The sequence below is a fragment of the Klebsiella quasivariicola genome (genome assembly GCF_002269255.1).
In the GTDB taxonomy this organism is placed as follows: domain Bacteria; phylum Pseudomonadota; class Gammaproteobacteria; order Enterobacterales; family Enterobacteriaceae; genus Klebsiella; species Klebsiella quasivariicola.
Map to the genome: position 1 here is coordinate 2,504,854 of NZ_CP022823.1, position 25,261 is coordinate 2,530,114.

The window sequence follows — 25,261 nt, forward strand, 5'->3', positions numbered from 1 at the left end:
CGCCGATCGGCGGGGGAGTGTTATTTAACGGGCGACGCGCAGTCCATGTTCAATACCGCGCGAGAACACCACCTGCCAGAGCTGAATGTCGCGGGCGCGGAAGGCGCCGGCGCAGGCGTTCAGATAATAGGTAAACATGCGTTTGAAACGTTCTGAATAATTATCGGCAATTTCCGGCCAGCTGGCGAGGAAACGCTCATACCAGGCCATCAGGGTCGTGTCGTAATCGGCGCCGAAGTTGTGCCAGTCTTCCATCACAAAATGCTTCTCGCTGGCTTCGGCAATGTGACGCACGGAAGGCAGGCAGCCGTTAGGGAAGATATATTTATCGATCCACGGGTCAACATTATGATCAGTGACTTTGGAACCGATAGTGTGCAGTAAGAAACGGCCATTGGGTTTCAAATTACGGTCGGCAACCTCGAAGTAGGTGGCGTAATTTTTCGGCCCCACGTGCTCAAACATGCCTACGGAGACAATGCGATCAAAGCTGTCATGCAGATCGCGATAATCCTGGAGACGAATCTCCACATCGAGATCGGCGCAACGGGCCTGAGCCATCTTTTGCTGTTCAGCGGAGATAGTTACACCCACGACGCTGACCTGGAAGTGTCGTGCCATATATTCGGCAAGACCACCCCATCCACAGCCGATATCCAATACCCGCATACCCGGTTCAAGCTCAAGCTTGCGGCAAATCAGATCCAGTTTGTCCTGCTGCGCGGCCTCAAGGGTTTGCGCCTCTTTCCAGTAACCGCAGGAATACTGCATGTAAGGGTCAAGCATCCGACTAAACAGATCGTTACCGAGGTCGTAATGCTCTTTGCCCACAATCCAGGCGCGTTTTTTACTTTGTAAATTAAACAGACGAGCGCCTGCTATGCGGAGTGTATCTTTGAAATGGTGAGGGAGCTGTTTTTCCAACCCGGCGCGTAACACCTTGTGGAAGAATATATCCAGACGCTCGCAGTCCCACCAGCCGTCCATATAGCTTTCGCCTAAACCCAGCGAACCTTCCTGCAAAACCCGTTTAAAAAAGAGAGGGTTTTTAACCCGCAGGTCTGACGGCGCGGAGCCATTGATTTCAATTCCCGCACGGCCTAATAATTCAGCTGCAATCCGGTACCAGTCATCATTTGGTACACTTACTTCTTCTATACACGATGAACTCATAGCTTCTCCATCACGCCCAAGTGATCAGAACCTTAAAACAGCGTAGACGCTTTTTTGGCTTTGTGAGAAATCTCACGGATAATCCGTGAAGTCGCTATCCGACGTAAACAGAGGAAGGGAGATAACCCTTGCCGAAAGGCCTTCCATGGTGAAACGAAGGCATCCTGCATCCGTTAATCTGTAACTATTTTCTATTTATGTGAACCCGGATCCAGTATAGGACGCTAAGTACTGGCTTTCAATAAAAATTTCTTAGCATGCTAACGACTGGTCCGGGTCCCGGCGAGGTAAGTTAAGCGTGGGAAGAGCGGGGAGTCAGCTCAGGTGTCTGCTGCAGACGAAAGCCTATCCCGGCTAAGCCAATCGAGACCAGCATCACGCTGGTGGTGGTCAGCAGCGGCGTGGCGATCAGCGCGGATACCAGCAGACTGGTCAGGAAGCACAGGCCAAGCTGCAGGGTATTCTGCAGCGCCGCTGCCCGGCCGGTCGCCTGCGGGAAAGGCTTCAGCGCCTGAGCAACCACGATGGGGTAGATCCCGCCGTTGACCACTGCCATCAGGCAGAAAGGGATCATTAACGCCACCAGCGAGGCATGCGTCTGTAGACCGACCAGCCAGGTGGCGGCTACGCTGACGGCGAAGACCACCAGCAGCCACGGCAGCATCTGTTGACCGGACCACTTTTGCAGCAGCGCGCGGCAGCCATAGCCTCCCACCAGAAAGGCGATGGTCTGTGGGATGTAGCTCAGGCCGATGGCGGTTGGGCCGTAGCCCATCTCGTGCAGGATAAAAGGCGATCCCGTGAGCCAGGCGAAGAAGCTGGCGGAACAGGCGGCGTAGATCAGGACATTGCCGCTGTATTCACGCGAACGCAGCAGTGCGAGGAAGGTGATCTTCTGCTGTGTCACGGCGACTGGCTTTGCCGCTGCCTTCAGGCGCAATGCCGGCAGCATCAGCAGCAAGGTAATTGCAAACAAGGTGGCGAAGATGGCCTGCCACTCAAAGTGAATCAACAACCAGCTGCCCAGCAGCGGGGCCAACGCTGGCGATAATCCCACCAGCGGCATAATGGTAGCGAAGATACGGTTAGTCCGCTGTGCGGGATAGTAATCGGTGACCATTGCCTGCCAGGTAACCGCCGCGGCACAGACGCCGATCGCCTGCAGAAAGCGCAGCGCCAGCATCAGAGTGGCATTGTGCACCCACAGCATTCCCAGACAGCCGAGAGCGAAAATCGCCAGCCCGCTCAGGAGCACCGGTTTACGCCCGTAGCGATCTGACAGCGGCCCCCAAAACAGCTGGCCCAGTGCGAAGCCAGCGAGAAACAGACTCAGGCTGGCGCTGATTGAGGCGGGGGAGGTATTGAGATCCTGCTGCATGGCGGCAAACGCCGGCAGGTACATATCGGTGGCCAGAAAGCCCAGCACGCTCAGGCCAGCCAGCCAGACTAAAAATCCTTTCCCAGGTTGTGACATAACGTTCTCATTTTTGACGGCAGGTACGATGGCGCAGAGTGTAGGCAGTGCATTGTGGCTTGTGAAACGCTAATATTTGTCACATGCATTCAAAAAATTTGCAGGCAGAATATGTGGTCTGAATACTCTCTGGAAGTGGTTGATGCCGTTGCCCGTAATGGCAGTTTCAGCGCTGCCGCGCAGGAGCTGCACCGGGTCCCTTCCGCGGTCAGCTATACCGTGCGTCAGCTTGAAGAATGGCTGGCGGTTCCCTTGTTTGAGCGGCGTCATCGTGACGTGGCGCTGACCCCGGCTGGAGTCTGGTTCTTACAGGAAGGGCGCTCTGTTATCAAAAAAATGCAGATCACCCGCCAGCAGTGTCAGCAAATCGCCAACGGCTGGCGCGGACAGTTGTCGATCGCGGTGGACGATATTGTGAAACCGGCGCGCATGCGCCAGATGATCGTCGATTTCTATCGCCATTTTCCCGACGTCGAACTGATCGTCTTTCAGGAGGTATTCAACGGCGTGTGGGATGCCCTGGCCGATGGCCGTGTAGAGCTGGCGATCGGCGCAACGCGATCTATCCCGGTCGGCGGCCGCTATGCGTTCCGCGATATGGGAATGCTGAGCTGGGACTGCGTGGTGTCAAGCGATCATCCGCTGGCGAAGATGGATGGCCCTCTGAGCGACGATGTTCTGCGCAACTGGCCGTCGCTGGTGCGAGAGGATACCTCACGTTCACTGCCCAAACGAACGACATGGTTACTGGATAATCAGAAGAGGGTGGTCGTTCCCGACTGGGAGTCGTCTGCTACCTGTCTGTCGGCTGGACTTTGCGTCGGTATGGTGCCGAGCCATTTTGCCCGTCCATGGATAGATCGCGGTGAATGGACCGCACTGGCGCTGGAAAATCCGTTCCCGGATGCCGCCTGCTGCCTGACGTGGCAGCAGAGTGACGCTTCACCGGCGCTGAACTGGATGCTGGACTATCTGGGAGACAGCGATACGCTAAACCGGGAGTGGCTGCGGGCGCCGGAATGATCCGCGCCCGCAGAGGCCTTAGCGGCGATAATCGACAAACGGGCCATCCGCCACCGAGCGGCGTTCGACCAGTCGGGGATGAACTTCGATAGACTGTGACTCTTCACGCTTGTTGACGATACGATCCAACAGCATGTTAAACGCGGCTTCGCCCAGCGAATCTTTTGGCTGATGAATGGTAGTCAACGCCGGGCTGAAATAGCGGGCGTTGCGCACATTATCATAACCGATCAGCGAAATGTCCTGCGGCACGCGCAGCCCCATTTCGTCTGCGGCGCAGATAGCGCCCATCGCCATGATATCGCCACCGCAGAATACCGCCGTTGGGCGATGCTGCTGGTTCAGGATCTGCTGCATTGCCCGGTAGCCGGACTCAGGTTCGAAGTCGCCCTGCACAATCCAGTTTTCCGGCACGTTGATATGCGCTTCTTTCATTGCCTGCATAAAACCGGCCAGGCGTCCTGCGCCGGTATTGCGCTCCAGCGGCCCCGGGATCACGCCGATTTCGCGATGACCACGCTCAATCAGATAGCGTCCGGCAATATAACCGCCCTGGAAGGCGTTATCGATCACCGCATCGGTAAAATCAGCTTTCGCTTCGCCCCAGTCCATCACCACCATCGGAATATGGCGGTATTCTTCCAGCATGCTCAGAACCGAATCCGGATACTCAGAACACATCACCAGCAGACCGTCGACGCGCTTTTGCGCCATCATCGACAGATAGGCGCGCTGTTTTTCCGGATCGTTCCAAGCGTTACCCAGGATCAGGGTATAGCCCTTCTGGAAGCAGCTCTTTTCCACGGACTCAATAATTTCAGCGAAATAGGCGGCTTCGCTACTGGTCGCCAGCAGGCCAATCGATTTTGTATGATTGACTTTCAGGCTGCGGGCCACGGCGCTCGGCGAGTAGTGCAGCTCTTTGATCGCCGCCCACACCGCATTACGCGTCTCTTCGGCAACGAAACGGGTTTTGTTAATTACATGTGATACAGTTGTAGTGGAAACGTTTGCGCGCTTCGCTACATCTTTAATAGTTGCCATTACATCTCACTCCATGCCTTGACCTGATCGCCTGATCATCGATACGTAAACGTTTGCCTACACACACCCTGAATACAATTTTCAACATTGCATCACGTCGGGAAAACGACACAGAACGACAGGAAGGGGTCAATGGCCGATACGCTTTTAAATTAGCGTGGGATTTTGTCCGATCTTGGGGCAAAGTGGAAGAGCAAAAATGTGCATCGCCCTAAATCCCGGAAGATTTTTGCGATTTTTTGTGCAAAAATGAGCAAGCTCACTTTTGGTGTGGGGATAACTAGAGGGAAAAATGATGGATACCAATTTAAAGTTTTCGCTGATCACCACGATTATTGCTCTCGGCGTGATTGTCGCTTTCAGCCTGACCGCCATACTGCACTAAGTTTCCGCTGCGGGAGGAGCGCGCCTCCTCCCTCTCCACCGCTATTATTATCAATTCTGCAAAAATCTTTTGTCATTTCGTTCACTTTTGTTTTTTTGTGATTGATGTCATGCTTTTGACTTCTGATGTTACGCCGTCCTCTCTGACGGCCTGATGGAGTCATTGAATGAAAATCAACTTTCCTTTACTCGCGCTGGCGATCGGCGCCTTTGGCATCGGCACCACCGAGTTCTCCCCGATGGGATTGCTGCCGGTGATTGCGAAAGGTGTGGACGTCTCGATACCGGTGGCGGGAATGCTGATCAGTGCGTATGCCATCGGCGTCATGGTCGGCGCACCGCTGATGACCCTGCTGTTGTCACATCGCGCACGGCGCAATGCGCTGATTTTTCTGATGGGGATCTTCACCGTCGGCAACCTGTTGTCATCCATCGCGCCGGATTACACCACGCTGTTGCTGTCGCGCATTATTACCAGCCTCAACCACGGCGCGTTCTTTGGCCTGGGGTCGGTGGTGGCGGCCAGCGTTGTACCGAAACATAAGCAGGCCAGCGCGGTAGCCACCATGTTTATGGGACTCACTATCGCCAACATTGGCGGTGTACCGGCGGCCACCTGGCTTGGCGAAACCATTGGCTGGAGAATGTCTTTCCTCGCCACCGCGGGGTTAGGCCTGCTGGCAATGGTCAGCTTGTGGTTCTCCCTGCCGAAGGGCAGTGCGGGTGAACGCCCTGAAGTCAAAAAAGAGCTGGCCGTCCTGTTGCGCCCTCAGGTGCTCTCTGCCTTGCTGACTACCGTCCTGGGCGCGGGTGCGATGTTTACGCTGTATACCTACATTTCGCCAGTGCTCAATACGCTGACCCACGCTTCATCGCTGTTCATTACCGCGATGCTGGTGCTGATTGGCGTCGGCTTTTCGCTGGGTAACTATCTGGGCGGTAAATTCGCCGACCGGTCGGTCTCCGGCACCCTGAAAGGATTTCTGCTGCTGCTGATGGCGATCATGCTGGCAATCCCGCTGCTGGCGCAATCTCAGGTCGGGGCGGCCATCAGCATGATTGTCTGGGGCGCTGCCACCTTTGCGGTAGTGCCACCGCTGCAGATGCGCGTCATGCGCGTGGCACATGAAGCGCCGGGACTCTCTTCTTCGGTGAATATCGGCGCGTTTAACCTCGGCAACGCGCTGGGCGCTGCCGCCGGTGGGGCGGTGATCTCTGGCGGACTGGGCTATGCGTTTGTGCCGGTGATGGGGGCGATTATCGCCGGTCTGGCGCTGCTGCTGGTCTGGTTTAGCGGACGAGCGCAGCCGGAAGAGGCTTTCGCCAGCCAGTAATCATTGGATGGGGAAGGGCTAAAAAAGAACCGCAGCCGGGGAGACCCTGCTGCGGTTTGTCGTTTATGCCGCCAGGTTGGCCGCAACAAACTTCCAGTTAACCAGCGCCCAGAAATGGTCCAGATAGCTTGGACGGGCATTGCGGTAATCGATGTAGTAAGCGTGTTCCCAGACGTCAACGGTCAGCAGCGGTTTCGCATCAGTGGTCAGCGGCGTACCGGCGTTGCTGGTGGAGACGATAGCCAGGCTGCCGTCAGCATTTTTGACCAGCCAGGTCCAGCCGGCGCCAAAGTTTTTCGCTGCGGCATCGGTAAATTTCGCTTTAAAATCAGCAAAGCTGCCGAAGGATTTTGCAATCGCTGCCGCTAATTCGCCTTCCGGTTCACCGCCGGCGTTTGGCGCCAGGCAGTTCCAGTAGAAAGTATGGTTCCATACCTGCGCTGCGTTGTTGAATACGCCGCCTTCAGAAGTGCGCACGATCTCTTCGAGGGATTTGTCTTCGAACGCGGTGCCTTTGATCAGGTTGTTGAGGTTAGTGACATATGCCTGGTGGTGTTTACCGTAGTGGTATTCCAGGGTTTCTGCGGAAATGTGCGGCGCCAGGGCGTCTTTTGCATATGGTAATGCAGGTAATTCAAACGACATTGCTACTCTCCTTATAACTTTTTGTTTTATCTCACATTGACAGGATGAGGTTTTCACCTGAATCGTGTTCTGACCGCCCAACGCTGTCGCGTCCCGGGCGTGTTATTGTATTGAGAATGTTAACATTTGCCGCCGGCAGTGAAAAGCCTTACCACCATAAAGGTTATTGTGACAGGCGCAACTGTCGAAGACTTAACCGTTTTCTGGAAAACCGAGGCGCTTTCCGCCTGGTAATGTAACAAAAATGTATTAGTAGCCAGTATCTGCCGTTGTGAATTCTGTCGTTGACAGGTCAACCCGACCGCTTTCCCTAAATGGCGGCCGCGTTGCACAACCACTGCATGCTAGCCAATCTTTGTTAAATCAACTTATTAAATTAAATATGCATCCAGGCAATCACCGCTATGCCAATAATTCATTGTCTATTTTCATATTTGTATGACAAATATAGCCACCCGACGAAAGTGACCAACAGGATGTTCACGATGAAAAGAACAGATGAGGTGGTGAGTCCAAAAATGATCCCGGTGGTGCAGGGGATCGTTGACTGGATCGAAGCCCACATATTTGACACCCTGCCGGTGAGCGCGATTGCCAAAAAGTCCGGGTATTCGCACTGGTATTTCCAGCGGCAATTCGCCATGGTGACCGGCTGTACGTTAGCGAATTACGTCAGTCGGCGGAAGATGTCCATTGCGACGATCTATTTAACGCAGACCCAGGCCTCTATGCAGAGTATCTCTGAGAGTCTCGGTTACGAGGGACAGGCGGCATTCTGTCGTGCTTTCCGCCGTCACTTTGGCATGTCGCCGACCCGCTATCGTCGTGAAACGCCGGGCAAAGAGAGCAATTTGCAATATCCTCTGCGGGTGGGGATGGGGAACGAGCAGGGGAGGCGGCCTGCCGCGTCGGCGGCAGACCGGGATCAGCGAATGGTTTTCGGCGTCATGACGCGACGGGCGCCAACGTAATGGCGAACCCAGTAGTCCTCGCTCAGGGAGGTGATTTGAATGTCGCGTCCCGTACGCGGTGACTGAATAAATTTCCCATTGCCAACGTAGACGCCAACGTGGTCAGCAGTGCCGCGTCCGCGGGTGCGGAAGAAGACCAGATCGCCGCTCTGCAGTTCGTCACGATCCACCGGACGCGCGTCACGCAGGTGGTACATTTCGTTGGCGGTACGCGGGATATGGATCTTAACCAGGTCTTTGTAGGCGTAATACACCAGCCCGCTGCAGTCAAAGCCGGTACGCGGCGAGGTGCCGCCCCAGCGATACGGTTTACCCAGCTGGCCCATCAGTTTATTCATGGCGGTACTTTGCGCTTTTTGTACCCGGACTTTATGCGCGTCGGCAATCGTCAGATTCGCTTCGCTGGCCTCGGGTTTACAGCGTTTTTTATAGCCCTTACGCACCACGCATTTACTTTTGACGCTGTTCAGCGCCAGAGTCGGCTCGGCGCTGGCGGCGATCGTTTTCGCACACTGCTTTTTATAGCCTTTACGCAGGACGCATTTTTTCGTAACGCCGGCGGCCTGACGGTTTAGTGCGGTTTGGCTTGCGGCGGTAGTGCGGGAAGGGAGCCGGGTGCTGGAAGACTTTTTACTGGTGGTTTTAGCGGTGGTTTTACTTTTTTGACTGGTTTTTTTCTTGCGCTCTGAGCCACTTTTCGCGGCCAACGCCTTTGGCGAGGCAGAGGCGTGAGAATGCCCTGACGCATGAGCCAGTGGCGTGAATGAGATAGATGTGAACAGTAATGCACAGAGCGATATCGCGATTTTGTTTAGCCGCGCCACTGAGCAATCCCCTGATTAATTACAGACATGTACAAATGCCTGATGATGAATGACAAACCGGAACGATTCTAAAGCAAAAAAAACCGGAAAGTTAATATTCTTTTGTATCAAAAATGTCGATTGGTTAACGATTGCAAGAAAACGCGTCAGACATTGACCGTCTCGCGCAGAAAATGCGCAATGCGCGCTAGCCCGCGCCATCAAAATGATATTTTTAAGGCAACTTCGCGCAACAGAAGATAAAATAGGAATAGTGAAGAAAATGTTATTATCCGTCCTGCCTTCAGGACGCTACAATGACAAGTTACTGCCGTAGAAAGAAGTTTAAGGAAGCACGACAATGAGCTCGACTTTAGAAAAAATCCAACGCCAAATCGCTGAAAACCCGATCCTGCTGTACATGAAAGGGTCGCCGAAACTGCCAAGCTGCGGTTTCTCTGCCCAGGCCGTTCAGGCGCTGTCAGCCTGTGGCGAACGTTTTGCTTACGTTGATATTCTGCAGAATCCGGACATCCGCGCCGAGCTGCCTAAATATGCCAACTGGCCGACCTTCCCGCAGCTGTGGGTAGATGGTGAACTGGTGGGCGGCTGCGATATCGTCATCGAAATGTACCAGCGCGGCGAACTGCAGCAGCTGATCAAAGAGACGGCGGCGAAGTACCACACCGACGAGCCGAAAGCGGAGTAGTTCCCGCCATCAGCAAAAAAGCGACTTCCCGGGAAGTCGCTTTTTTTGTCATTCCGGCGTCGCCACAGGCAGCGGCCAGCCGCCGAGCCGCTTCCAGCGGTTCACAATCTCGCAAAACAGCTGCGCCGTCTGTTCGGTATCGTAGAGGGCGGAGTGGGCCTGGGCACCGTCGAACGCCATGCCTGCGGCAATGCAGGCTTTGGACAGCACCGTCTGGCCCAGCGCCAGCCCGCTCAGCGCGGCGGTGTCGAAAGTGACGAACGGATGGAACGGGTTGCGTTTTAGCCCCGCCCGTTCGGCGGCGGTCATGGTGAAGCTGTGGTCAAACGTGGCGTTATGCGCCACCATGATGGCCCGGCTGCAGTCGCTCTCTTTCATCCCTTTGCGTACCATTTTGAAGATGGCATGCAGGGCATCGTATTCGCTGACGGCGCCGCGCTGCGGGTCGTGCGGGTTAATCCCGTTAAAGGCCAGCGCTTCGGGCTGCAGATTGGCGCCCTCGAAAGGTTCAACATGGAAATGCAGCGTTTCATCGGGCATCAGCCAGCCTTGCTCATCCATCTTTAACGTAATGGCGGCGATCTCCAGCAGGGCGTCGGTTTTGGCATTAAATCCGGCGGTTTCGACATCGATTACCACTGGATAAAAACCGCGGAAACGGTCGCACAGACCATTCAGTTGAGCGTTCTCGGACATCAGATTCTCTTAGCTGGAAAAAAGTAGCGCGCATTATGGCAAATTTTGCCGCGGCTTGCAGCAGGCAGGGGTGAAAACAACGGGCGCCGCAGCGCCCGGGCGAGCCATGAAAACAAAGGCTATGGCCGTGAAGCGTTAGTTGCCGAGGCCTTTGCCGGCATCTTTCTCTTCAATCAGCTCAATTTTGTAACCATCCGGATCTTCCACGAAGGCGATGACGGTGGTGCCGCCTTTTACCGGTCCGGCTTCACGGGTGACGTTGCCCCCGTTCTGGCGGATCCGCTCGCAGGCTTCGGCAGCGTTGTCGACGCTCAGGGCGATATGACCATAGGCCGTACCCAGCTCATAGCTGTCCACGCCCCAGTTGTAGGTCAGTTCAATCACCGCGGTATCGCTCTCTTCGCCGTAGCCGACAAAGGCGAGGGAGTATTTGTACTCCGGGTTTTCGCTGGTGCGCAGCAGCTTCATGCCCAACACGTTGGTATAGAAGTCGATTGAACGTTGCAGGTCGCCAACGCGCAGCATGGTGTGGAGTAAGCGCATAATGTCCCCTATGCAGTTTATTTGATAGATCAGAGCGTTGAGTATAGCGGCGATATGTCGCCGCTATCAATGGAGGGATTACAGAGTCGGATAATCGGTGTAGCCTTCCGCGCCGCCGCCGTAGAAGGATTCCGGGCGCTGTGGGTTAAGCGCCGCTTTTTTCTGCAGGCGAGCTACCAGATCCGGGTTGGCGATGTAATCGCGGCCAAAGGCTACGGCATCAATCAGCCCTTTGTTGATCAGGTCGTTGGCTTTTTCTACCGTGTAGGCGCCAGCGCCAATGATCACCCCCGGGAAGCGGTCGCGGACTTTCTGACGGAAGGCTTCGCTGTAAGGCTTGCCGCCCGCCCAGTCCGGCTCGGACATGTGCAGATAAGCGATACCGCGTTTCGCCAGCTCGCTAATCAGATACAGCGCGTCTTCTTCTTCGTTCGGGCCGTTATCGACATTCTGGAAACTGCCGATTGGCGACACACGAATGCCGATCCGGTCGGCGCTCCACTCTTTGCTCACGGCGTCGACCACTTCCAGCACCAGACGAGCGCGATTCTCCACATTGCCGCCGTACTGGTCGGTGCGATGGTTAGAGGAAGGCGACAGGAACTGGTGCAGCAGGTAGCCATGGGCCGAGTGCAGTTCAACCAGATCGAAACCCGCGTCGCGGGCATTGCCGACCGCCTGACGGAAATCGTCGACAATTCCCGGGATCTCTGCGGTTTCCAGCGCGCGTGGCATAGACGTATCGACGCGGATGGCATGACCGTTTTCATCGCGCAGGGAGGTGCGGGTGCCAGCACTCAGCGCCGACGGTGCGACCGGGGCGGCGCCGCCAGGCTGCAGGCTGCTATGGGAAATACGCCCGGTGTGCCACAGCTGCACGGCGATATGGCCGTTTTCGGCATGCACGCCGGCGGTGATTTTCTGCCAGGCGGCAATCTGCTCCGGGCTGTGCAGCCCTGGCGCGCCGGCATAGCCTTTGGCCTGAGCGGAGATCTGCGTTGCTTCGCTGATGATCAGGCCGGAGCTGGCGCGCTGACGGTAGTATTCGCCCATCAGCGGGGTAGGAATATCGCCCGGCTCGATGCTGCGCAGACGCGTCAACGGCGCCATAAATACGCGATTAGGAACGGTCACCGCGCCGACTTTCAGCGGGCTAAATAATTTTGCTTCCGACATAATGACTCCTGAGTAGACCGGTCGTCTAGTAACTGATGAAATAAAAACGCCTGTTAAACAGCAGGCGCCGCAATAATCTGTTTGGCGTGGGCAAGGGCGCTTTCCAGCGGCGTTGCGCTACGCGTAATTTTGGCCTGCAGGTTGGCGCCGAGCCACAGGGAATACAGCACCTGCGACAGGGTCATGGCCTCGCCGTCAAACGTCAGACTACCCTCCTGACGTCCTTTCTCCAGCGCCTCGCCCAGCAGGGCGATAATCTGGCTGGCGCCGCGATCCATGGCGGCGCGCATATCTTCTGACAGGTCGCACACCTCCGCCGATAGCTTAACGGTGAGGCACCCGCTAATAATCCCCTGCTGGCAGAACTGGTTCAGCGTGTGCTGATAATAAGCCAGCAGACGGTCGCGATAGTTGCCGTCGCCATGATCGAAGTGGTCGACCAGGCGCTGCAGATAGCCGGTATAGTGATGTTCAAGCAGCGCGACGCCGAAGGCTTCTTTAGAGCGAAAGTAGTGGTAGAAAGAGCCCTTGGGCACTTCCGCCGTCTTCAGAAGTTCGCTCAAGCCCATTCCGGTAAAACCGCGATGCATGCAGAGCTGCTCGCCGGTGACCAGGATATGTTCTCGGGTATCGCATTCGCTGTGTCTGTTCATGGAGCACACTGTAGTAGACCGATTGGTCTAATGCAACCCCCAACGGAAAAATGTCCGCTGGCGCAGCACAGGGTGAACAAAATTTGCGTCGGCGCGGGGAAACGTCTTCAATGAAAGGAGACGAGGGGACAGGAGGCGTGTGGTGGCAGAGCAGTTAGAGTTTTTTCCGGTGCAGAGCCCGTGCCGGGGAATATGTCAGGCCGATGAACGCGGCTACTGTCGCGGCTGTTTTCGCAGCCGTGAGGAACGCTTCGACTGGCAAAAAATGAGCGATGCGCAGAAACAAGAGGTTTTGCGTCTCTGCCGCCAGCGCCTGCTGCGCAAATTACGTGCGAACAGGCCAGATCCAGCAGAAGAACCGCAGCAACCCTCACTGTTTTAAGCCAAAAATTACGTATACTCAGAGCACTTTTTTATTGAGGAAGCGGTTATGGTTCAGCGTATTGCTATGGCTCCCCAGGGGCCGGAATTTTCGCGTTTTGTGATGGGCTACTGGCGTCTGATGGACTGGCAGATGTCTCCTGGCAAGCTGGTCAGCTTTATTGAACAACATCTCGATTTAGGCGTGACGACCGTCGATCATGCCGACATCTATGGCGATTACCAGTGTGAAACCGCCTTTGGCGAAGCGCTAAAGCTGGCGCCGCATCTGCGTAGCCGGATGGAGATTGTCAGCAAATGCGGCATTGCTACCCGGGCGCGCGCCGAAAACACTATCGGCCACTATATTACTGACCGCGACCACATCGTACTGAGCGCTGAGCAATCGCTGCGTAACCTGGCGACAGATCATCTCGATCTGCTGCTGATCCACCGTCCGGACCCACTGATGGATGCCGATGAGGTGGCAGAAGCTTTCCTCGCGCTGCATCACAGCGGCAAAGTGCGCCATTTTGGCGTATCCAACTTTACTCCTGCCCAGTTCACGCTGCTGCAGTCGCGCCTGCCGTTTACCCTCGCCACTAACCAGGTTGAAATTTCACCGGTGCATCAGCCTCTGCTGCTCGATGGTACCCTCGATCAACTGCAGCAACTGCGCATTCGGCCGATGGCATGGTCTTGCCTTGGCGGTGGTCGCCTGTTTAACGAAGAGGGCTTCCAGCCGCTGCGCGATGAGCTGGCGCAGGTGGCGCACGAGCTCAACGCCGACAGCATCGAGCAGGTGGTTTATGCCTGGGTACTGCGTCTGCCGTCGCAGCCGCTGCCAATTATTGGTTCGGGCAAAATCGAGCGTGTGCGCTCGGCGATTGTGGCCGAAAAACTCAGCATGACCCGTCAGCAATGGTTCCGTATCCGTAAAGCCGCGCTCGGCTACGACGTCCCGTAACGGGCATTTCGCCTCCGGAAAGCGGTTCCTGGTTTACACTTAACAGGGAGACAGCCATCCGGAGGTGTTATGCAACGATGTATTCTCGCAATCCTTTCCCTCGCATTTTGCGCTGGCGCACAGGCCGTCAGTGAAGATGTTCAACTAAATCTTGTGACCAGCCAGGGCGTCGGGCAGTCCATCGGTAGTGTAAAAATTACCGAAACCGATCGCGGCCTTGAGTTTGCCCCCGATCTGCGGGCGTTACCGCCGGGCAAGCATGGGTTTCATATCCATGCTGAAGGCAGCTGCCAGCCGGCGATGAAAGAGGGCAAAGCCGTGGCCGCCGGGGCGGCGGGTGGCCATTACGATCCACAACATACCGGTAAACATGAAGGGCCGTTGGGCACCGGTCATCTTGGCGATCTGCCCCTGCTGGTGGTTAATGATGCGGGTGTGGCCGCCCAGCCGATTATTGCCCCGCGACTGAAAACACTGGCAGAAGTGAAAGGGAAGGCGCTGATGGTCCACGTCGGTGGCGATAATATGGCGGACAGCCCGCAGCCGCTGGGCGGCGGCGGCGAGCGGTTTGCCTGCGGAGTGATTAAGTAGTCTTTTCGCCAATCGTGCCGGCGATCGGGGCCTGTTCCAGCTGCGACAGGGCGCAATAGAGCCGCCAGATTGCGGCGGCCAGCTCCCGGGCTGCCGGCTGATGGTGGTGGTTAAGGGCGTCACAGATCCGCAGCAGCTCCTGCAGAGTGGAGGCCAGTGGTCGCTGCTGTACGCCACGCTCGCTCATCACATCACGCAGCAAGTTAATGCACAGATCGCGCACCTGGGCGAGGGGATCAGAGCGGGTCTCCCATTCACGTAGCTGCCAGACGACGTGTGAACAGTTCAGCAGCACAACGCCCCAACGCAGCAGCCAGCGCCGGGCCAGAGCATCTTTACTTTGACTCAACTGACTGACGTGATGATAGACCAGCGATTCAAATTCATGCTCACTGTGCTGGGGATGACGGCTGAGCTGATCGACAAAGTGACGCCGTAACGCCCTGATATGGCGCCGCCCTTTGCGGGCGTCTGAGCCGGGACTGAGTATCGCAAAGGCCAGCCAGGCAAAGCCCACGCCGACAATCTTACTTAAATTGTCATTAAAAAAAGCCGCATAGTCGTACACCGGCGGGTTGGTCACGGAGATAAACGAGCCCATAAAGACGATAAGCTGCCCCCACAGGCCGGCAAATTTTGGCCACTGCAGCTTGAGCAACTGCATGGTAGTCAGCAACGGGAACAGAAACAGCAGAAACTGCCACAGGTCGGTTATCTGTACCATCAGGCCGAACTTCACCACAAAACTGAACAGCGAGAGCAGCACCAGGGTCTGCATCAGCAGCGTCAGCGAGCGAAACGGCGAGGCGGAAACCGAATAGAGCACGCAGCAAATGGAGGCCAGCGTCAGAGCCGCCGCGCAGCTGGTCCACTGGGTACTGATCCCCCACGCGCCAATCGCCACCAGCGCGCAAAAGGTACGGATGCCGTTGAGCAAGGCTTCTGCCTGATCGGTGTGGCGTGCCAGTGCGGGTGCCGAGGGTACATTGAACTCGGTGATGGCCGACGCGTTTTCAACCCGACGGATCCAGCGACTGCTTTCGAGATAAATACGGCAGAAATAGCGTAACCGCGCCCAGAAGGCGATATGCCGGTAATCCGCGCCCGGCGGCGGTGCCAGCGGCGCCAGGATCCGTGCGACGTGATAGCTGTCGGCGCGGGGGGTTGCCAGTTCAGTGAGCAGCGACTCCAGTACTTCACGCGTGTACGTCGGAGCGTCGGGCCAGTTCAGCAGCATGCGCCGCAGGCTGGAGATGACGCTGGTCATTCTGAGCTGCTGATGCAGCAGATAGTTCAACAGGGGGTTCTGCCGCCGGAAGCGGTAGTGGCTCCAGAAGGCCTGGATCCGTAGCAGGTTCATGGTCAGGATCTGGCCAATCACGCTTTCATGGGCGGTGCGGATGGCATCCGTCGTTTCTGGCACCCACAGCAAGCTGGCGTGCTCCAGCAGCCGGGCGTGCATAGTCTTTAACGCCGTCAGCAGGTTGCTGCCGTCGGAGGTACTTGGCAGGATCATCATCATCACCCCCCCGCAGAGGATCCCGACAATGACTTCGCAGACACGCGACTGTGCGATGACCCACAGTTCGTAGCTGTCGCTGATGTTAATGACCGGAAAGGCGATGATAGCGCAGGTATAGCCGGCGAGCTGAAAGGCATAGGCCACGTTGTTGGTGAACAGGGCACAGGCCCAGGTACACAGTGCCAGCCAGCCGGAGATACTCAACAGAAATAGCCAGGGATCGTTGAGGGTATGACCTGCCAGCAGCAGTGCGGCACAGGCGCCGAGCAGGCTGCCGGCGATGCGGCCAAAACTTTTACTGATTACCCCGCCGACGGTGGGGAAGCTTACCACCGCCGCAGACGTCATCGCCCAGTAGGGTTCATCGAGATCCAGCGCGTAGGCAATACTCAGCGCCAGACACATGGCAATGCCATTGCGCAGTGCATATCGCCACTGCGGCCGGGTGGCTTTAACCCAGGGCAGTGTGCGCCACGACAGGGGCTGTAGATTCATTACTGTCCGCCAACCGAGACCGTGCAGGTGGTCCCGGAGACCAGCGTGACGTCGGCCGGCAGCTTATCGAACGCGATCCGTACCGGGACGCGCTGCGCGAGACGGACCCAGGGGATATTGGGTTTGATATTAGCCACCAGACCGCTTCCCTGTTCGACGCTCTGATCGACAATCGCGCGGCCGATGCTGGCGACATGACCCTGCAGCGTTTGCTGATTGCTGTAGAGGATTATCTGCGCCGGATCGCCGATGCGAATATGGCGCAGTTTGGTCTCTTCAAAGTAACCCAGAACGTAGAACGAATGGCTGTCGACCAGGGCGAAGACTGGATGGCCAGTGGTAGCGTAGTCGCCGATCCGGGTGGAGAGGTTAGTCACCCAGCCGTCCACGGGGGCTTTAACCGTCGTCTGGCTAAGCTGCCACTGCGCATGTTTCAGCGTCGCCTCGGCGACCCCCATACTGGCTTTGGCGGCGGCGAGGGTGGTGGTGGCCGTGTTCAGCGCCGTATTGACGTTCTCAAGATCTTCAGTCGAGATAGCATTTTGCGACAGGTTGCGGCGGCGGCGGGCATCGCTGGCAGCCTTGCTTTGCTCAGCCTGCGCTTTCGCCACCTCGGCTTGCGCTTTCGCCAGCTGTGCCTGTGCGTTTAATACGGCGATGCGGTAGGGGGTATCATCGATGGTGAACAGGACATCTCCCGCGTTTACCCGTTGGTTATCGGTCACGTTCAACTGCAGAATACTGCCGGAAACCTGCGGGGTGATCCCGACCTGTTCCGCACGGACTTTACCGTCGCGAGTCCACGGAGACTGGGTGTAGAAACTCCATAACAACCATGCGGCAATCAAGGCGATGGCCGCCACTAACAGCGTTGAGAGATATTTTAATTTTTTCATAGCAGGGAGATCACCAGGCAATCAGTAACACCAGGGCCAGACAGACCGAGAGCGCAAACAGGGAGAGATCCATCAGCAAGGGATGCCAGATGTCGCCCGCATACATCCAGTCACGCAGCTGGCGATGTAACAACAACCAGATAAAAAAACCTAACAAAACAGCTTTGAACAGCGGGGGGAAATAGACGGATGCGCCGAACACGAGGTCCTGCAGCGGCAATCCGGATGTGTTAAGACTCAGTTTCACAAGCAAAAATCCTTTGCCATTACAGGGATAACCCCAGGACGTGCTACTCTTTAACAGTGTAAATCATTGTTTTGGTTTTTGTTGAATCAAGTAATTCATTTGTTTTGGTAATTCAAATGCTGCACACTATTCTAAAATCAGTATAATAACTTAGCAAGCTAATTATAAGGAGATGAAATTGGAATCGCCACTTGGTTCTGATCTGGCACGTTTAGTCCGCGTTTGGCGCGCACTAATCGACCATCGCCTGAAACCTCTGGAGTTAACGCAGACCCACTGGGTCACGCTGCATAACATCCACCAGCTGCCGCCTGAGCAGTCGCAGATCCAACTGGCGAAAGCCATTGGTATCGAACAGCCATCGCTGGTGCGCACGCTCGATCAACTGGAGGAAAAGGGGCTCATTTCGCGCCAGACCTGCGCAAGCGATCGGCGGGCCAAACGCATCAAACTAACCGAAAAAGCTGAACCGCTGATCAATGAGATGGAAGAGGTGATAGGCAAGACCCGCGACGAGATCCTGACAGGGGTGTCGAAGCAGGAAGTGGAAACGTTGCTCCACTTAATTCGCAAGCTTGAACAAAATATCCTCGATCTCCAGGCAAAAGATTAATCTTTTTGCGGCCCGGATTGCCCCGGGCCTTTTTTCAGTTACTCTGACCGCGCCAGACCACCACCCGATTACGCCCGCTGTTTTTTGCTTCGTACATGGCCGCATCCGCCCGCTGGACGCACTCCTCTGCGCTCACGCTGGCGTTACGCGTCGTATACACGCCCATACTGATGGTCATTCGTTCCGGCAAATGGCTCTGCTCAACGCTGACCGCCTGGCGGATTCGTTCGGCAATCGCCTGGGCATCTTCTTCACCGGTATTGACCAACAATAAAGCAAACTCTTCCCCGCCAATCCGTGCGGCGGCGTCGTCAACACGCGAATGGTTCTCCAGTACCGAGGCGGCGAACTGGATCACTTTATCCCCTACTACGTGACCGTAGTTATCGTTGATGCGTTTGAAGTGGTCGAGGTCGCTGACCAGCACCGACAGCGGATGCTGGGCATTGACCTTCGAAAGCTGCTGATTGAGGGTGTCGTAGAAGAAGCTGCGGTTGTAGAGACGAGTTAAAGGATCACGGATCGAGTTCTGATACGAATTGACGTACTTATGGTTCGATTCCCGGTAGAGAATGAAAACATCAACCAGCAGCACCAGGATGAGGAACAGTGTGCAGAGCGTTTCAAAGAAACGAGCCTGGTACCAGGTTTGATCGAGGTCCCCCGTGACGGAGAGGAGCTGATACAGGGTAAAGAGATAAGCGCTGCAAAAAAAAGCGCCGCTATACCAAAATATATTGCGCAATTTGCTCAGGCAGATTAATAAAATCAATGTAATAAACCAGATGCATATCAGCACCCAGCCAGTAATACTTTGCCACAGCGGTGTAAAAGTATGGCTGGTATCATCGATGAAGTCGATGTTCAACCACGGTGAGTGGCTTGAGAAGAGCCAGGACAAAATAATAATAGTTAAAGAAAAAATAATACACGCCATGAATGTAATTGCGTGCGCTTTCCACGAATGCATCAAACGCTGGCGGAAATAGTATAATATTATTGATGACATGAATGATAAAGCCATCATTATATTACGGAAGAAATAATATATAACGGCGTCATTGTGTTTGACCACTGGAGTCGTCATGCAGGTCCACCAGTCCGGATAACTGCTGAGGGTGCCCAGCATCAGAAGTGCGGAACAGGCGAAAGCGAATGCAATAGGGGTCAGATACAAACGGCGTTTACTGCTCCAGTACTTCATCCCCATAAAGCAGGCGATAGTAATGTGAAATACCATCAAAAAGCTGGTAAGCAGAGGAAATAATATTGAAGAAGTGATGCTGAGGCTGCTATGAAAAAAAACCGTCAATCCGGCGATGCCTACCCCCGCTAAGATACAAATAAAAATATAAATGATGATACGTTTTGTAAGATGATTCGCAGGTATGCGCATAGAGAAGATTCCACAACAAAAAGCAGCAATATCGACATTCAGGCGACAAAAATGTTATTACCCGTTGAGAGTAGTGGGGTGAGCAGGACAAGATATTGCGCAGGCGCAATGATTGATGGATTAATTAAATTAATAAGTCTGAGGGCTAATACGAATCTGTTACGTGGAAATAAACGACGCCGAAAAATACGATGCGGCGCTATCGGCCGCATCGTAAGGGTGATTATCGTGGAGAGACGGTGACCTGGCTGCCGCTTCCGGCAATCGCCACGCGCTGGCCGACGGAGAACGGCGTGCTGCCTTGTTTCTGCACTACCATGATGGTGTTGCCGTCATCCTTACGGATTTCCAGCTCGACACCCTGCGTTTTATTCATCGCACCCTGTACACCCTGACCCGCTACGCCACCGGCGACCGCACCTGCCGCGGTTGCCAGGGAGCGACCGGTACCGCCGCCGATGGTGTTCCCGAGGAACCCGCCCAGCACAGCACCCCCAATCGCGCCAATCGCATTGCTGTCATCACCGCTCTGGATCTGTACGGCGCGCGTATGGACAATCGTACCGTATGTCACGCTCTGCACCTGTTTGGCTTCAGATGCGGAATAAACGTCGCCGGACAGGCCGCTGCTGCTGACGCAGCCTGCGAGCGTAAAACCAATCATCGATACAGCCAAAACACGTAAAATCATTTATGAATCTCCTGTTCACCGAAGGTGTTCAATTGAACGTCCATACGGTTAATTATATGGCATTTAGTCGTCGGCGGGCATAGGTTCTCCTCGGACTATACAAAAAATAATAATTAATGGTGCTTCAACCTAAACTAAACGCCGCTTCTTTACGATGTTCTCTGAATTGTCGCTCTATTGTTAAAAAGTATTATTACAACATAGCATTAGCGAGCACTTTATGATGGAGTGAGGGGCATACGAGGGTCATGGAATGAAGGAAAACGTATGAGATCGGGTCGCTTTATTGGCGTTATGTCCGGTACCAGCCTTGATGGTATCGATGTCGTGTTAGCCGCCATTAACGAAAATTTGGTGGCGCAGCAGGCCAGTCTCAGCTGGCCCATCCCGCAGGCGATAAAAGAAGAGATCCTCGCTATTTGTCAGGGGCAGCCGCTGACCCTGTCACAGCTGGGGCGTCTGGATACTCGTCTGGGACGGCTGTTTGCCGAGGCCGTACAGGCATTGATGCGCCAGGAGAACCTCAAACCGACAGATGTGATTGCCATTGGCTGCCATGGGCAAACCGTATGGCACGAACCGCTTGGCGATGCGCCGCACACGCTACAAATTGGCGATAACAACCAAATTGCTGCCCATACCGGGGTCACTGTCGTCGGTGATTTTCGTCGCCGTGATATGGCGCTAGGCGGGCAGGGTGCGCCGCTGGTTCCGGCATTTCATCATGCGTTGCTGGCCCATCCGGTTGAGCGGCGGATGGTGCTCAATATCGGCGGGATCGCCAACGTCTCGTTACTGGTGCCAGGCCAGCCGGTGCGCGGCTATGATACCGGACCCGGCAATATGTTACTCGACGCCTGGATCTGGCGTCAGCGGGGGAAACCCTATGACAAGGATGCGCAATGGGCCAGCGAAGGGAAAGTGCTGCTGCCGCTGCTGCAGGATATGCTAAGCGATCCGTGGTTTGCGTTGCCGGCGCCGAAAAGCACCGGTCGTGAATATTTCAATTACGGCTGGCTGGAGCAACATCTGGCTCGTTACCCAGGACTTCGCGGGCAGGACGTGCAAGCTACCCTGGCGGAGTTGACTGCTGTCACCATCAGTGAGCAGGTATTGTTAAGCGGCGGCTGCGAGCGTTTGTTAGTGTGCGGCGGCGGTGCACGCAACCCGCTGTTGATGGCGCGCCTGGCGGCTCTGCTGCCGGGAACGGAAGTGTCGACCACCGACGAGGCGGGTATCAGCGGTGATGATATGGAAGCTCTGGCCTTCGCCTGGCTTGCCTGGCGCACGCTTGCCGGTTTACCGGGCAATCTGCCGTCAGTCACGGGGGCCAGTGAAGCCACGGTGCTGGGGGCTATATTTCCCGCTAATCCACCGCAGAATCGGAGTTAACTGAAATATTAACCAGGACGCTACCAGTAAACTGGACCGGTTAAGGGGAGGGTGAGCGCCCTCCGTGACCGGGAAAGTCGAAGGCAAACGAATGAAAAAAATTCTTATCGCAGTTGTACCTTTTATGCTGGCGGGCTGTAGCTACTACAACCAGTTCGTTGAGCGGATGCAGACGGACACGCTTGAGTATCAGTGCGACCAGAAACCGTTGACGGTCCATCGCAATAATGCGCGTCAGCAGGTTAGCTTTATCTATGATAATCAGCAGTTGAATCTGGCTGAGGGGCTGTCGGCCTCCGGCGCGCGCTACACCGATGGCGTCTATGTCTTCTGGTCGAAGGGCGATACCGCTACCGTCTATAAGCGTGACCGCATCGTCCTCGATAACTGTCAGCTCCAGACGGCCAAACGTTGAGATTTCTGTCGGGGGGGCGCACAATAACGCCACCTTATGACTACTTCCTCAATGGCCATGTCTGATAACGACGAACTCCAGCAAATTGCGCATTTGCGCCGTGAATATACCCGTGGCGGTTTGCGTCGCCACGATCTTCCTGCTGAACCCCTGCCGCTGTTTGAACGCTGGTTACGCCAGGCTTGCGACGCGAAACTCGCTGACCCGACGGCCATGGTGGTTGCCACCGTGGATGAGCGCGGTCAACCCTACCAGCGCATCGTTCTGTTGAAGCATTACGACGAAAAAGGGCTGGTGTTTTATACCAACCTTGGCAGCCGCAAAGCCCATCAGATTGAAAACAACCCGCAGGTGAGCCTGCTTTTTCCATGGCATATGCTGGAGCGCCAGGTGATGGTGATCGGCAAAGCGGAGCGTTTGTCGACGCTGGAAGTGGTCAAATATTTCCATAGCCGCCCGCGCGACAGCCAGATTGGCGCCTGGGTCTCGAAACAGTCGAGCCGGATCTCCGCTCGCGGTATTCTGGAAAGTAAATTTCTCGAACTGAAACAAAAATTCCAGCAGGGCGAAGTGCCACTGCCGAGCTTCTGGGGCGGCTTCCGCGTCAGCATTGAGCAGATGGAGTTCTGGCAGGGTGGAGAACACCGCCTGCATGACCGCTTTTTATACCAGCGCGATAATGGCGCCTGGAAAATAGACCGCCTGGCGCCGTAAACGCCGAAATTAGTTATCGAAGCGCTGGCGCTGAATGGGCCGGCGCTTTATTCTATGTACTTTTCGCATCTGGCGAAAAGTCGTGTACCGGCAGAGGTGCAGTCGTTTATACATGGAGAATTTGATGGCAAGCAGTAACTTGATTAAACAATTGCAAGAGCGGGGGCTGGTAGCCCAGGTGACGGACGAGGAAGCGTTAGCAGAGCGACTGGCGCAAGGCCCGATCGCGCTCTATTGCGGCTTCGATCCTACCGCTGACAGCTTGCATTTGGGGCATCTTGTTCCATTGTTATGCCTGAAACGCTTCCAGCAGGCAGGCCATAAACCTGTGGCGCTGGTGGGCGGCGCAACCGGTCTGATTGGCGACCCAAGCTTCAAAGCCGCTGAGCGTAAGCTAAACACCGAGGATACCGTGCAGCAGTGGGTGGATAAAATCCGCAAACAGGTGGCCCCGTTCCTTGATTTTGACTGCGGGGACAATTCGGCGATTGCGGCGAACAACTATGACTGGTTTGGCAGCATGAATGTGCTGACCTTCCTGCGCGATATCGGTAAACACTTCTCTGTTAACCAGATGATTAATAAAGAAGCGGTGAAGCAGCGCCTGAATCGTGACGATCAGGGTATCTCCTTTACCGAGTTCTCTTACAACCTGCTGCAGGGGTATGACTTCGCCTGCCTGAACAAGCTGCACGGCGTGGCACTGCAAATCGGCGGTTCCGACCAGTGGGGCAACATTACCTCCGGTATCGATCTGACCCGTCGTCTGCACCAGAACCAGGTGTTTGGCCTGACGGTTCCGCTGATCACCAAAGCCGATGGCACCAAATTCGGTAAAACCGAGGGCGGCGCGGTATGGCTGGATCCGAAGAAAACCAGTCCGTATAAATTCTACCAGTTCTGGATCAACACCGCGGATGCGGACGTTTATCGCTTCCTCAAGTTCTTCACCTTTATGGACATTGCTGAGATCAATGCTCTGGAAGAAGAAGACAAAAACAGCGGTAAAGTGCCGCGCGCCCAGTATGTGCTGGCAGAGCAGGTGACGCGCCTGGTGCACGGCGAAGAAGGGCTGGAAGCGGCGAAGCGCATTACCGAAAGCCTGTTCAATGGTAATCTGAGCGATCTGAGCGAAGCCGATTTCGAGCAGCTGGCGCAGGATGGCGTGCCGATGATCGAAATGGAAAAAGGCGCCGATCTGCTGCAGGCGCTGGTGGATTCCGAGCTGCAGCCGTCCCGCGGACAGGCGCGTAAAACCGTCGCTTCTAATGCGGTTACCATCAACGGTGAAAAACAGGCCGACCCGGAATATGTTTTTGCCGACAGCGACCGTCTGTTTGGCCGCTACACCTTGCTGCGCCGCGGTAAGAAAAATTACTGCCTGGTGTGCTGGAAATAATAAATACTACCAGGGCGTGGGAAACCACGCCCTTTTTCTTTTTAGGGTTGTGGTAAGAAAATGAAGAACATCCTCGCCATTCAGTCTCACGTTGTATTTGGCCACGCCGGCAACAGCGCCGCCGAGTTTCCGATGCGCCGTCTGGGCGCCAATGTCTGGCCCCTGAATACCGTGCAGTTCTCTAATCATACGCAGTACGGCAAATGGACCGGCTGCGTCATGCCGCCTGCACACCTGACGGAGATCGTCCAGGGCATTGCCGCTATTGATAAGCTGCAGACTTGTGACGCGGTACTGAGCGGCTATCTCGGCTCCGCTGAGCAGGGCGAGCATATCCTCGGTATCGTGCGTCAGGTAAAAGCGGCCAATCCGGCGGCGAAGTATTTTTGCGACCCGGTGATGGGCCATCCCGAGAAAGGCTGCATCGTCGCGCCGGGCGTGGCGGAATTCCACGTGCGCTATGCGCTACCGGCCAGCGATATCATTGCGCCGAATCTGGTGGAGCTGGAGATCCTGTGCGGTCATCCGGTCGCCAGCGTGAACGACGCGGTGGCTGCGGCGCGGGAGCTGATTGCTCAGGGTCCGGAAGTGGTATTAGTCAAGCATCTCGCCCGTGCGGGTCTGAGCATGGATCGTTTTGAGATGCTGCTGGTGACGGCTGATGAAGCCTGGCATATCAGCCGGCCGCTGGTGGATTTTGGCCTGCGTCAGCCGGTCGGCGTTGGCGATGTGACCAGCGGTTTACTGCTGGTAAAACTGTTGCAGGGCGCCAGCCTGCGTGATGCGCTCGAGCACGTTACTGCCGCAGTGTACGAGATTATGTTGACCACCAAAAACATGCAGGAGTATGAACTGCAGGTGGTGGCGGCGCAGGATCGTATCGCCATGCCGGAGCATTGCTTCAGCGCCACCCGCTTGTAACGTTTCGTTTCTGC

Annotated in this window: 28 protein-coding genes; 14 read left to right on the top strand and 14 right to left on the bottom strand. The window is 55.6% G+C overall.

What is annotated here, in order from left to right; translation table 11 throughout:
- Positions 1–24 precede the first annotated feature (24 nt).
- A complete protein-coding gene (gene cfa, locus B8P98_RS12495) occupies positions 25–1,173 on the bottom strand; it encodes a cyclopropane fatty acyl phospholipid synthase (RefSeq protein ID WP_095033077.1) in 1,149 nt (382 codons plus the stop codon).
- A gap of 292 nt (positions 1,174–1,465) precedes the next feature.
- Positions 1,466–2,647 (bottom strand): purine nucleoside transporter PunC, encoded by a 1,182-nt coding sequence (gene punC / locus B8P98_RS12500; RefSeq protein ID WP_095033078.1) that lies wholly within the window; start codon positions 2,645–2,647, stop codon positions 1,466–1,468.
- Between the two features lie 111 nt (positions 2,648–2,758).
- On the opposite strand from punC, the gene punR reads away from it, so the two are divergent.
- Positions 2,759–3,670, top strand: coding sequence for a DNA-binding transcriptional activator PunR (punR, locus tag B8P98_RS12505; RefSeq protein WP_025710849.1), 912 nt, complete (start codon positions 2,759–2,761; stop codon positions 3,668–3,670).
- Between the two features lie 18 nt (positions 3,671–3,688).
- Here punR and purR read toward each other — a convergent pair whose 3' ends face one another.
- The gene (gene purR / locus B8P98_RS12510) at positions 3,689–4,714 is read right to left on the bottom strand and encodes an HTH-type transcriptional repressor PurR (RefSeq protein ID WP_025710848.1); all 1,026 of its coding nucleotides are present in this window, start codon (positions 4,712–4,714) and stop codon (positions 3,689–3,691) included.
- Between the two features lie 292 nt (positions 4,715–5,006).
- Here purR and cydH point away from each other — a divergent pair, with 292 nt between their 5' ends.
- On the top strand, positions 5,007–5,099 hold the full coding sequence (cydH, locus tag B8P98_RS12515) for a cytochrome bd-I oxidase subunit CydH (protein WP_002907776.1): 93 nt from the start codon (positions 5,007–5,009) through the stop codon (positions 5,097–5,099).
- Positions 5,100–5,265: 166 nt separating this feature from the next.
- Positions 5,266–6,432 (top strand): MFS transporter, encoded by a 1,167-nt coding sequence (locus B8P98_RS12520; protein WP_095033079.1) that lies wholly within the window; start codon positions 5,266–5,268, stop codon positions 6,430–6,432.
- 63 nt (positions 6,433–6,495) lie between these two features.
- Here the strand turns inward: B8P98_RS12520 and sodB are convergent, their stop codons facing one another.
- On the bottom strand, positions 6,496–7,077 hold the full coding sequence (gene sodB, locus B8P98_RS12525) for a superoxide dismutase [Fe] (RefSeq protein ID WP_095033080.1): 582 nt from the start codon (positions 7,075–7,077) through the stop codon (positions 6,496–6,498).
- 485 nt (positions 7,078–7,562) lie between these two features.
- Here sodB and B8P98_RS12530 point away from each other — a divergent pair, with 485 nt between their 5' ends.
- A complete protein-coding gene (locus tag B8P98_RS12530; protein WP_025710846.1) occupies positions 7,563–8,048 on the top strand; it encodes a helix-turn-helix domain-containing protein in 486 nt (161 codons plus the stop codon).
- Here B8P98_RS12530 and B8P98_RS12535 read toward each other — a convergent pair.
- On the bottom strand, positions 8,003–8,872 hold the full coding sequence (locus B8P98_RS12535; RefSeq protein ID WP_080924151.1) for a C40 family peptidase: 870 nt from the start codon (positions 8,870–8,872) through the stop codon (positions 8,003–8,005). The two genes, B8P98_RS12530 and B8P98_RS12535, sit on opposite strands and share 46 nt — an antisense overlap.
- Before the next feature lie 340 nt (positions 8,873–9,212).
- Between B8P98_RS12535 and B8P98_RS12540 the strand changes: the two genes are divergently transcribed.
- On the top strand, positions 9,213–9,560 hold the full coding sequence (locus B8P98_RS12540) for a Grx4 family monothiol glutaredoxin (RefSeq protein ID WP_002907768.1): 348 nt from the start codon (positions 9,213–9,215) through the stop codon (positions 9,558–9,560).
- A gap of 48 nt (positions 9,561–9,608) precedes the next feature.
- Here B8P98_RS12540 and rnt read toward each other — a convergent pair whose 3' ends face one another.
- From rnt to B8P98_RS12560, 4 genes are all read right to left on the bottom strand, one after another.
- Positions 9,609–10,256 (bottom strand): ribonuclease T, encoded by a 648-nt coding sequence (gene rnt, locus B8P98_RS12545; RefSeq protein ID WP_025710844.1) that lies wholly within the window; start codon positions 10,254–10,256, stop codon positions 9,609–9,611.
- Positions 10,257–10,391: 135 nt separating this feature from the next.
- Entirely contained in the window at positions 10,392–10,799 is a 408-nt protein-coding gene (gene gloA, locus B8P98_RS12550; RefSeq protein WP_004202879.1) for a lactoylglutathione lyase, read from the bottom strand.
- 78 nt (positions 10,800–10,877) lie between these two features.
- Complete coding sequence (gene nemA / locus B8P98_RS12555) at positions 10,878–11,975, bottom strand: alkene reductase (RefSeq protein WP_095033081.1); 1,098 nt, start codon at positions 11,973–11,975, stop codon at positions 10,878–10,880.
- 53 nt (positions 11,976–12,028) lie between these two features.
- Complete coding sequence (locus B8P98_RS12560; RefSeq protein ID WP_025710842.1) at positions 12,029–12,628, bottom strand: TetR/AcrR family transcriptional regulator; 600 nt, start codon at positions 12,626–12,628, stop codon at positions 12,029–12,031.
- A 139-nt stretch (positions 12,629–12,767) separates the two neighbouring features.
- Here B8P98_RS12560 and B8P98_RS12565 point away from each other — a divergent pair, with 139 nt between their 5' ends.
- The 3 genes from B8P98_RS12565 (at position 12,768) to sodC (ending at position 14,546) form a co-directional block, all read left to right on the top strand.
- Positions 12,768–13,010, top strand: a complete 243-nt coding sequence (locus B8P98_RS12565; protein ID WP_167382662.1) for a DUF1289 domain-containing protein — start codon at positions 12,768–12,770, stop codon at positions 13,008–13,010.
- 48 nt (positions 13,011–13,058) lie between these two features.
- Positions 13,059–13,955: an aldo/keto reductase gene (locus tag B8P98_RS12570; RefSeq protein WP_095033083.1), complete on the top strand. Its 897-nt coding sequence runs from the start codon at positions 13,059–13,061 to the stop codon at positions 13,953–13,955.
- A gap of 69 nt (positions 13,956–14,024) precedes the next feature.
- A complete protein-coding gene (gene sodC / locus B8P98_RS12575; protein WP_025710839.1) occupies positions 14,025–14,546 on the top strand; it encodes a superoxide dismutase [Cu-Zn] SodC in 522 nt (173 codons plus the stop codon).
- Here the strand turns inward: sodC and B8P98_RS12580 are convergent.
- The 3 genes from B8P98_RS12580 to B8P98_RS12590 are packed head-to-tail and all read right to left on the bottom strand — an operon-like array spanning position 14,539 to position 17,706.
- Positions 14,539–16,563, bottom strand: coding sequence for an FUSC family protein (locus B8P98_RS12580; RefSeq protein WP_080896762.1), 2,025 nt, complete (start codon positions 16,561–16,563; stop codon positions 14,539–14,541). The two genes, sodC and B8P98_RS12580, sit on opposite strands and share 8 nt — an antisense overlap.
- A complete protein-coding gene (locus tag B8P98_RS12585; protein ID WP_025710837.1) occupies positions 16,563–17,459 on the bottom strand; it encodes an efflux RND transporter periplasmic adaptor subunit in 897 nt (298 codons plus the stop codon). The genes B8P98_RS12580 and B8P98_RS12585 overlap by 1 nt, the downstream gene beginning before the upstream one ends.
- Before the next feature lie 10 nt (positions 17,460–17,469).
- A complete protein-coding gene (locus tag B8P98_RS12590) occupies positions 17,470–17,706 on the bottom strand; it encodes a DUF1656 domain-containing protein (protein WP_025710836.1) in 237 nt (78 codons plus the stop codon).
- Positions 17,707–17,878: 172 nt separating this feature from the next.
- Here B8P98_RS12590 and slyA point away from each other — a divergent pair, with 172 nt between their 5' ends.
- Positions 17,879–18,319: a transcriptional regulator SlyA gene (gene slyA, locus B8P98_RS12595; RefSeq protein WP_025710835.1), complete on the top strand. Its 441-nt coding sequence runs from the start codon at positions 17,879–17,881 to the stop codon at positions 18,317–18,319.
- A gap of 34 nt (positions 18,320–18,353) precedes the next feature.
- Here the strand turns inward: slyA and B8P98_RS12600 are convergent, their stop codons facing one another.
- Entirely contained in the window at positions 18,354–19,715 is a 1,362-nt protein-coding gene (locus B8P98_RS12600; RefSeq protein WP_095033084.1) for a sensor domain-containing diguanylate cyclase, read from the bottom strand.
- Between the two features lie 223 nt (positions 19,716–19,938).
- Positions 19,939–20,406 (bottom strand): outer membrane lipoprotein SlyB, encoded by a 468-nt coding sequence (gene slyB / locus B8P98_RS12605; protein ID WP_002907749.1) that lies wholly within the window; start codon positions 20,404–20,406, stop codon positions 19,939–19,941.
- 267 nt (positions 20,407–20,673) lie between these two features.
- On the opposite strand from slyB, the gene anmK reads away from it, so the two are divergent.
- From anmK to pdxY, 5 genes are all read left to right on the top strand, one after another.
- A complete protein-coding gene (gene anmK / locus B8P98_RS12610; RefSeq protein WP_025710833.1) occupies positions 20,674–21,798 on the top strand; it encodes an anhydro-N-acetylmuramic acid kinase in 1,125 nt (374 codons plus the stop codon).
- A gap of 91 nt (positions 21,799–21,889) precedes the next feature.
- A complete protein-coding gene (gene mliC, locus B8P98_RS12615; protein ID WP_042929030.1) occupies positions 21,890–22,213 on the top strand; it encodes a C-type lysozyme inhibitor in 324 nt (107 codons plus the stop codon).
- A gap of 57 nt (positions 22,214–22,270) precedes the next feature.
- The gene (gene pdxH / locus B8P98_RS12620) at positions 22,271–22,927 is read left to right on the top strand and encodes a pyridoxamine 5'-phosphate oxidase (RefSeq protein WP_025710831.1); all 657 of its coding nucleotides are present in this window, start codon (positions 22,271–22,273) and stop codon (positions 22,925–22,927) included.
- A gap of 124 nt (positions 22,928–23,051) precedes the next feature.
- Complete coding sequence (tyrS, locus tag B8P98_RS12625) at positions 23,052–24,326, top strand: tyrosine--tRNA ligase (RefSeq protein WP_080924141.1); 1,275 nt, start codon at positions 23,052–23,054, stop codon at positions 24,324–24,326.
- Positions 24,327–24,386: 60 nt separating this feature from the next.
- The gene (pdxY, locus tag B8P98_RS12630) at positions 24,387–25,247 is read left to right on the top strand and encodes a pyridoxal kinase PdxY (RefSeq protein ID WP_095033085.1); all 861 of its coding nucleotides are present in this window, start codon (positions 24,387–24,389) and stop codon (positions 25,245–25,247) included.
- Positions 25,248–25,261: the final 14 nt, after the last annotated feature.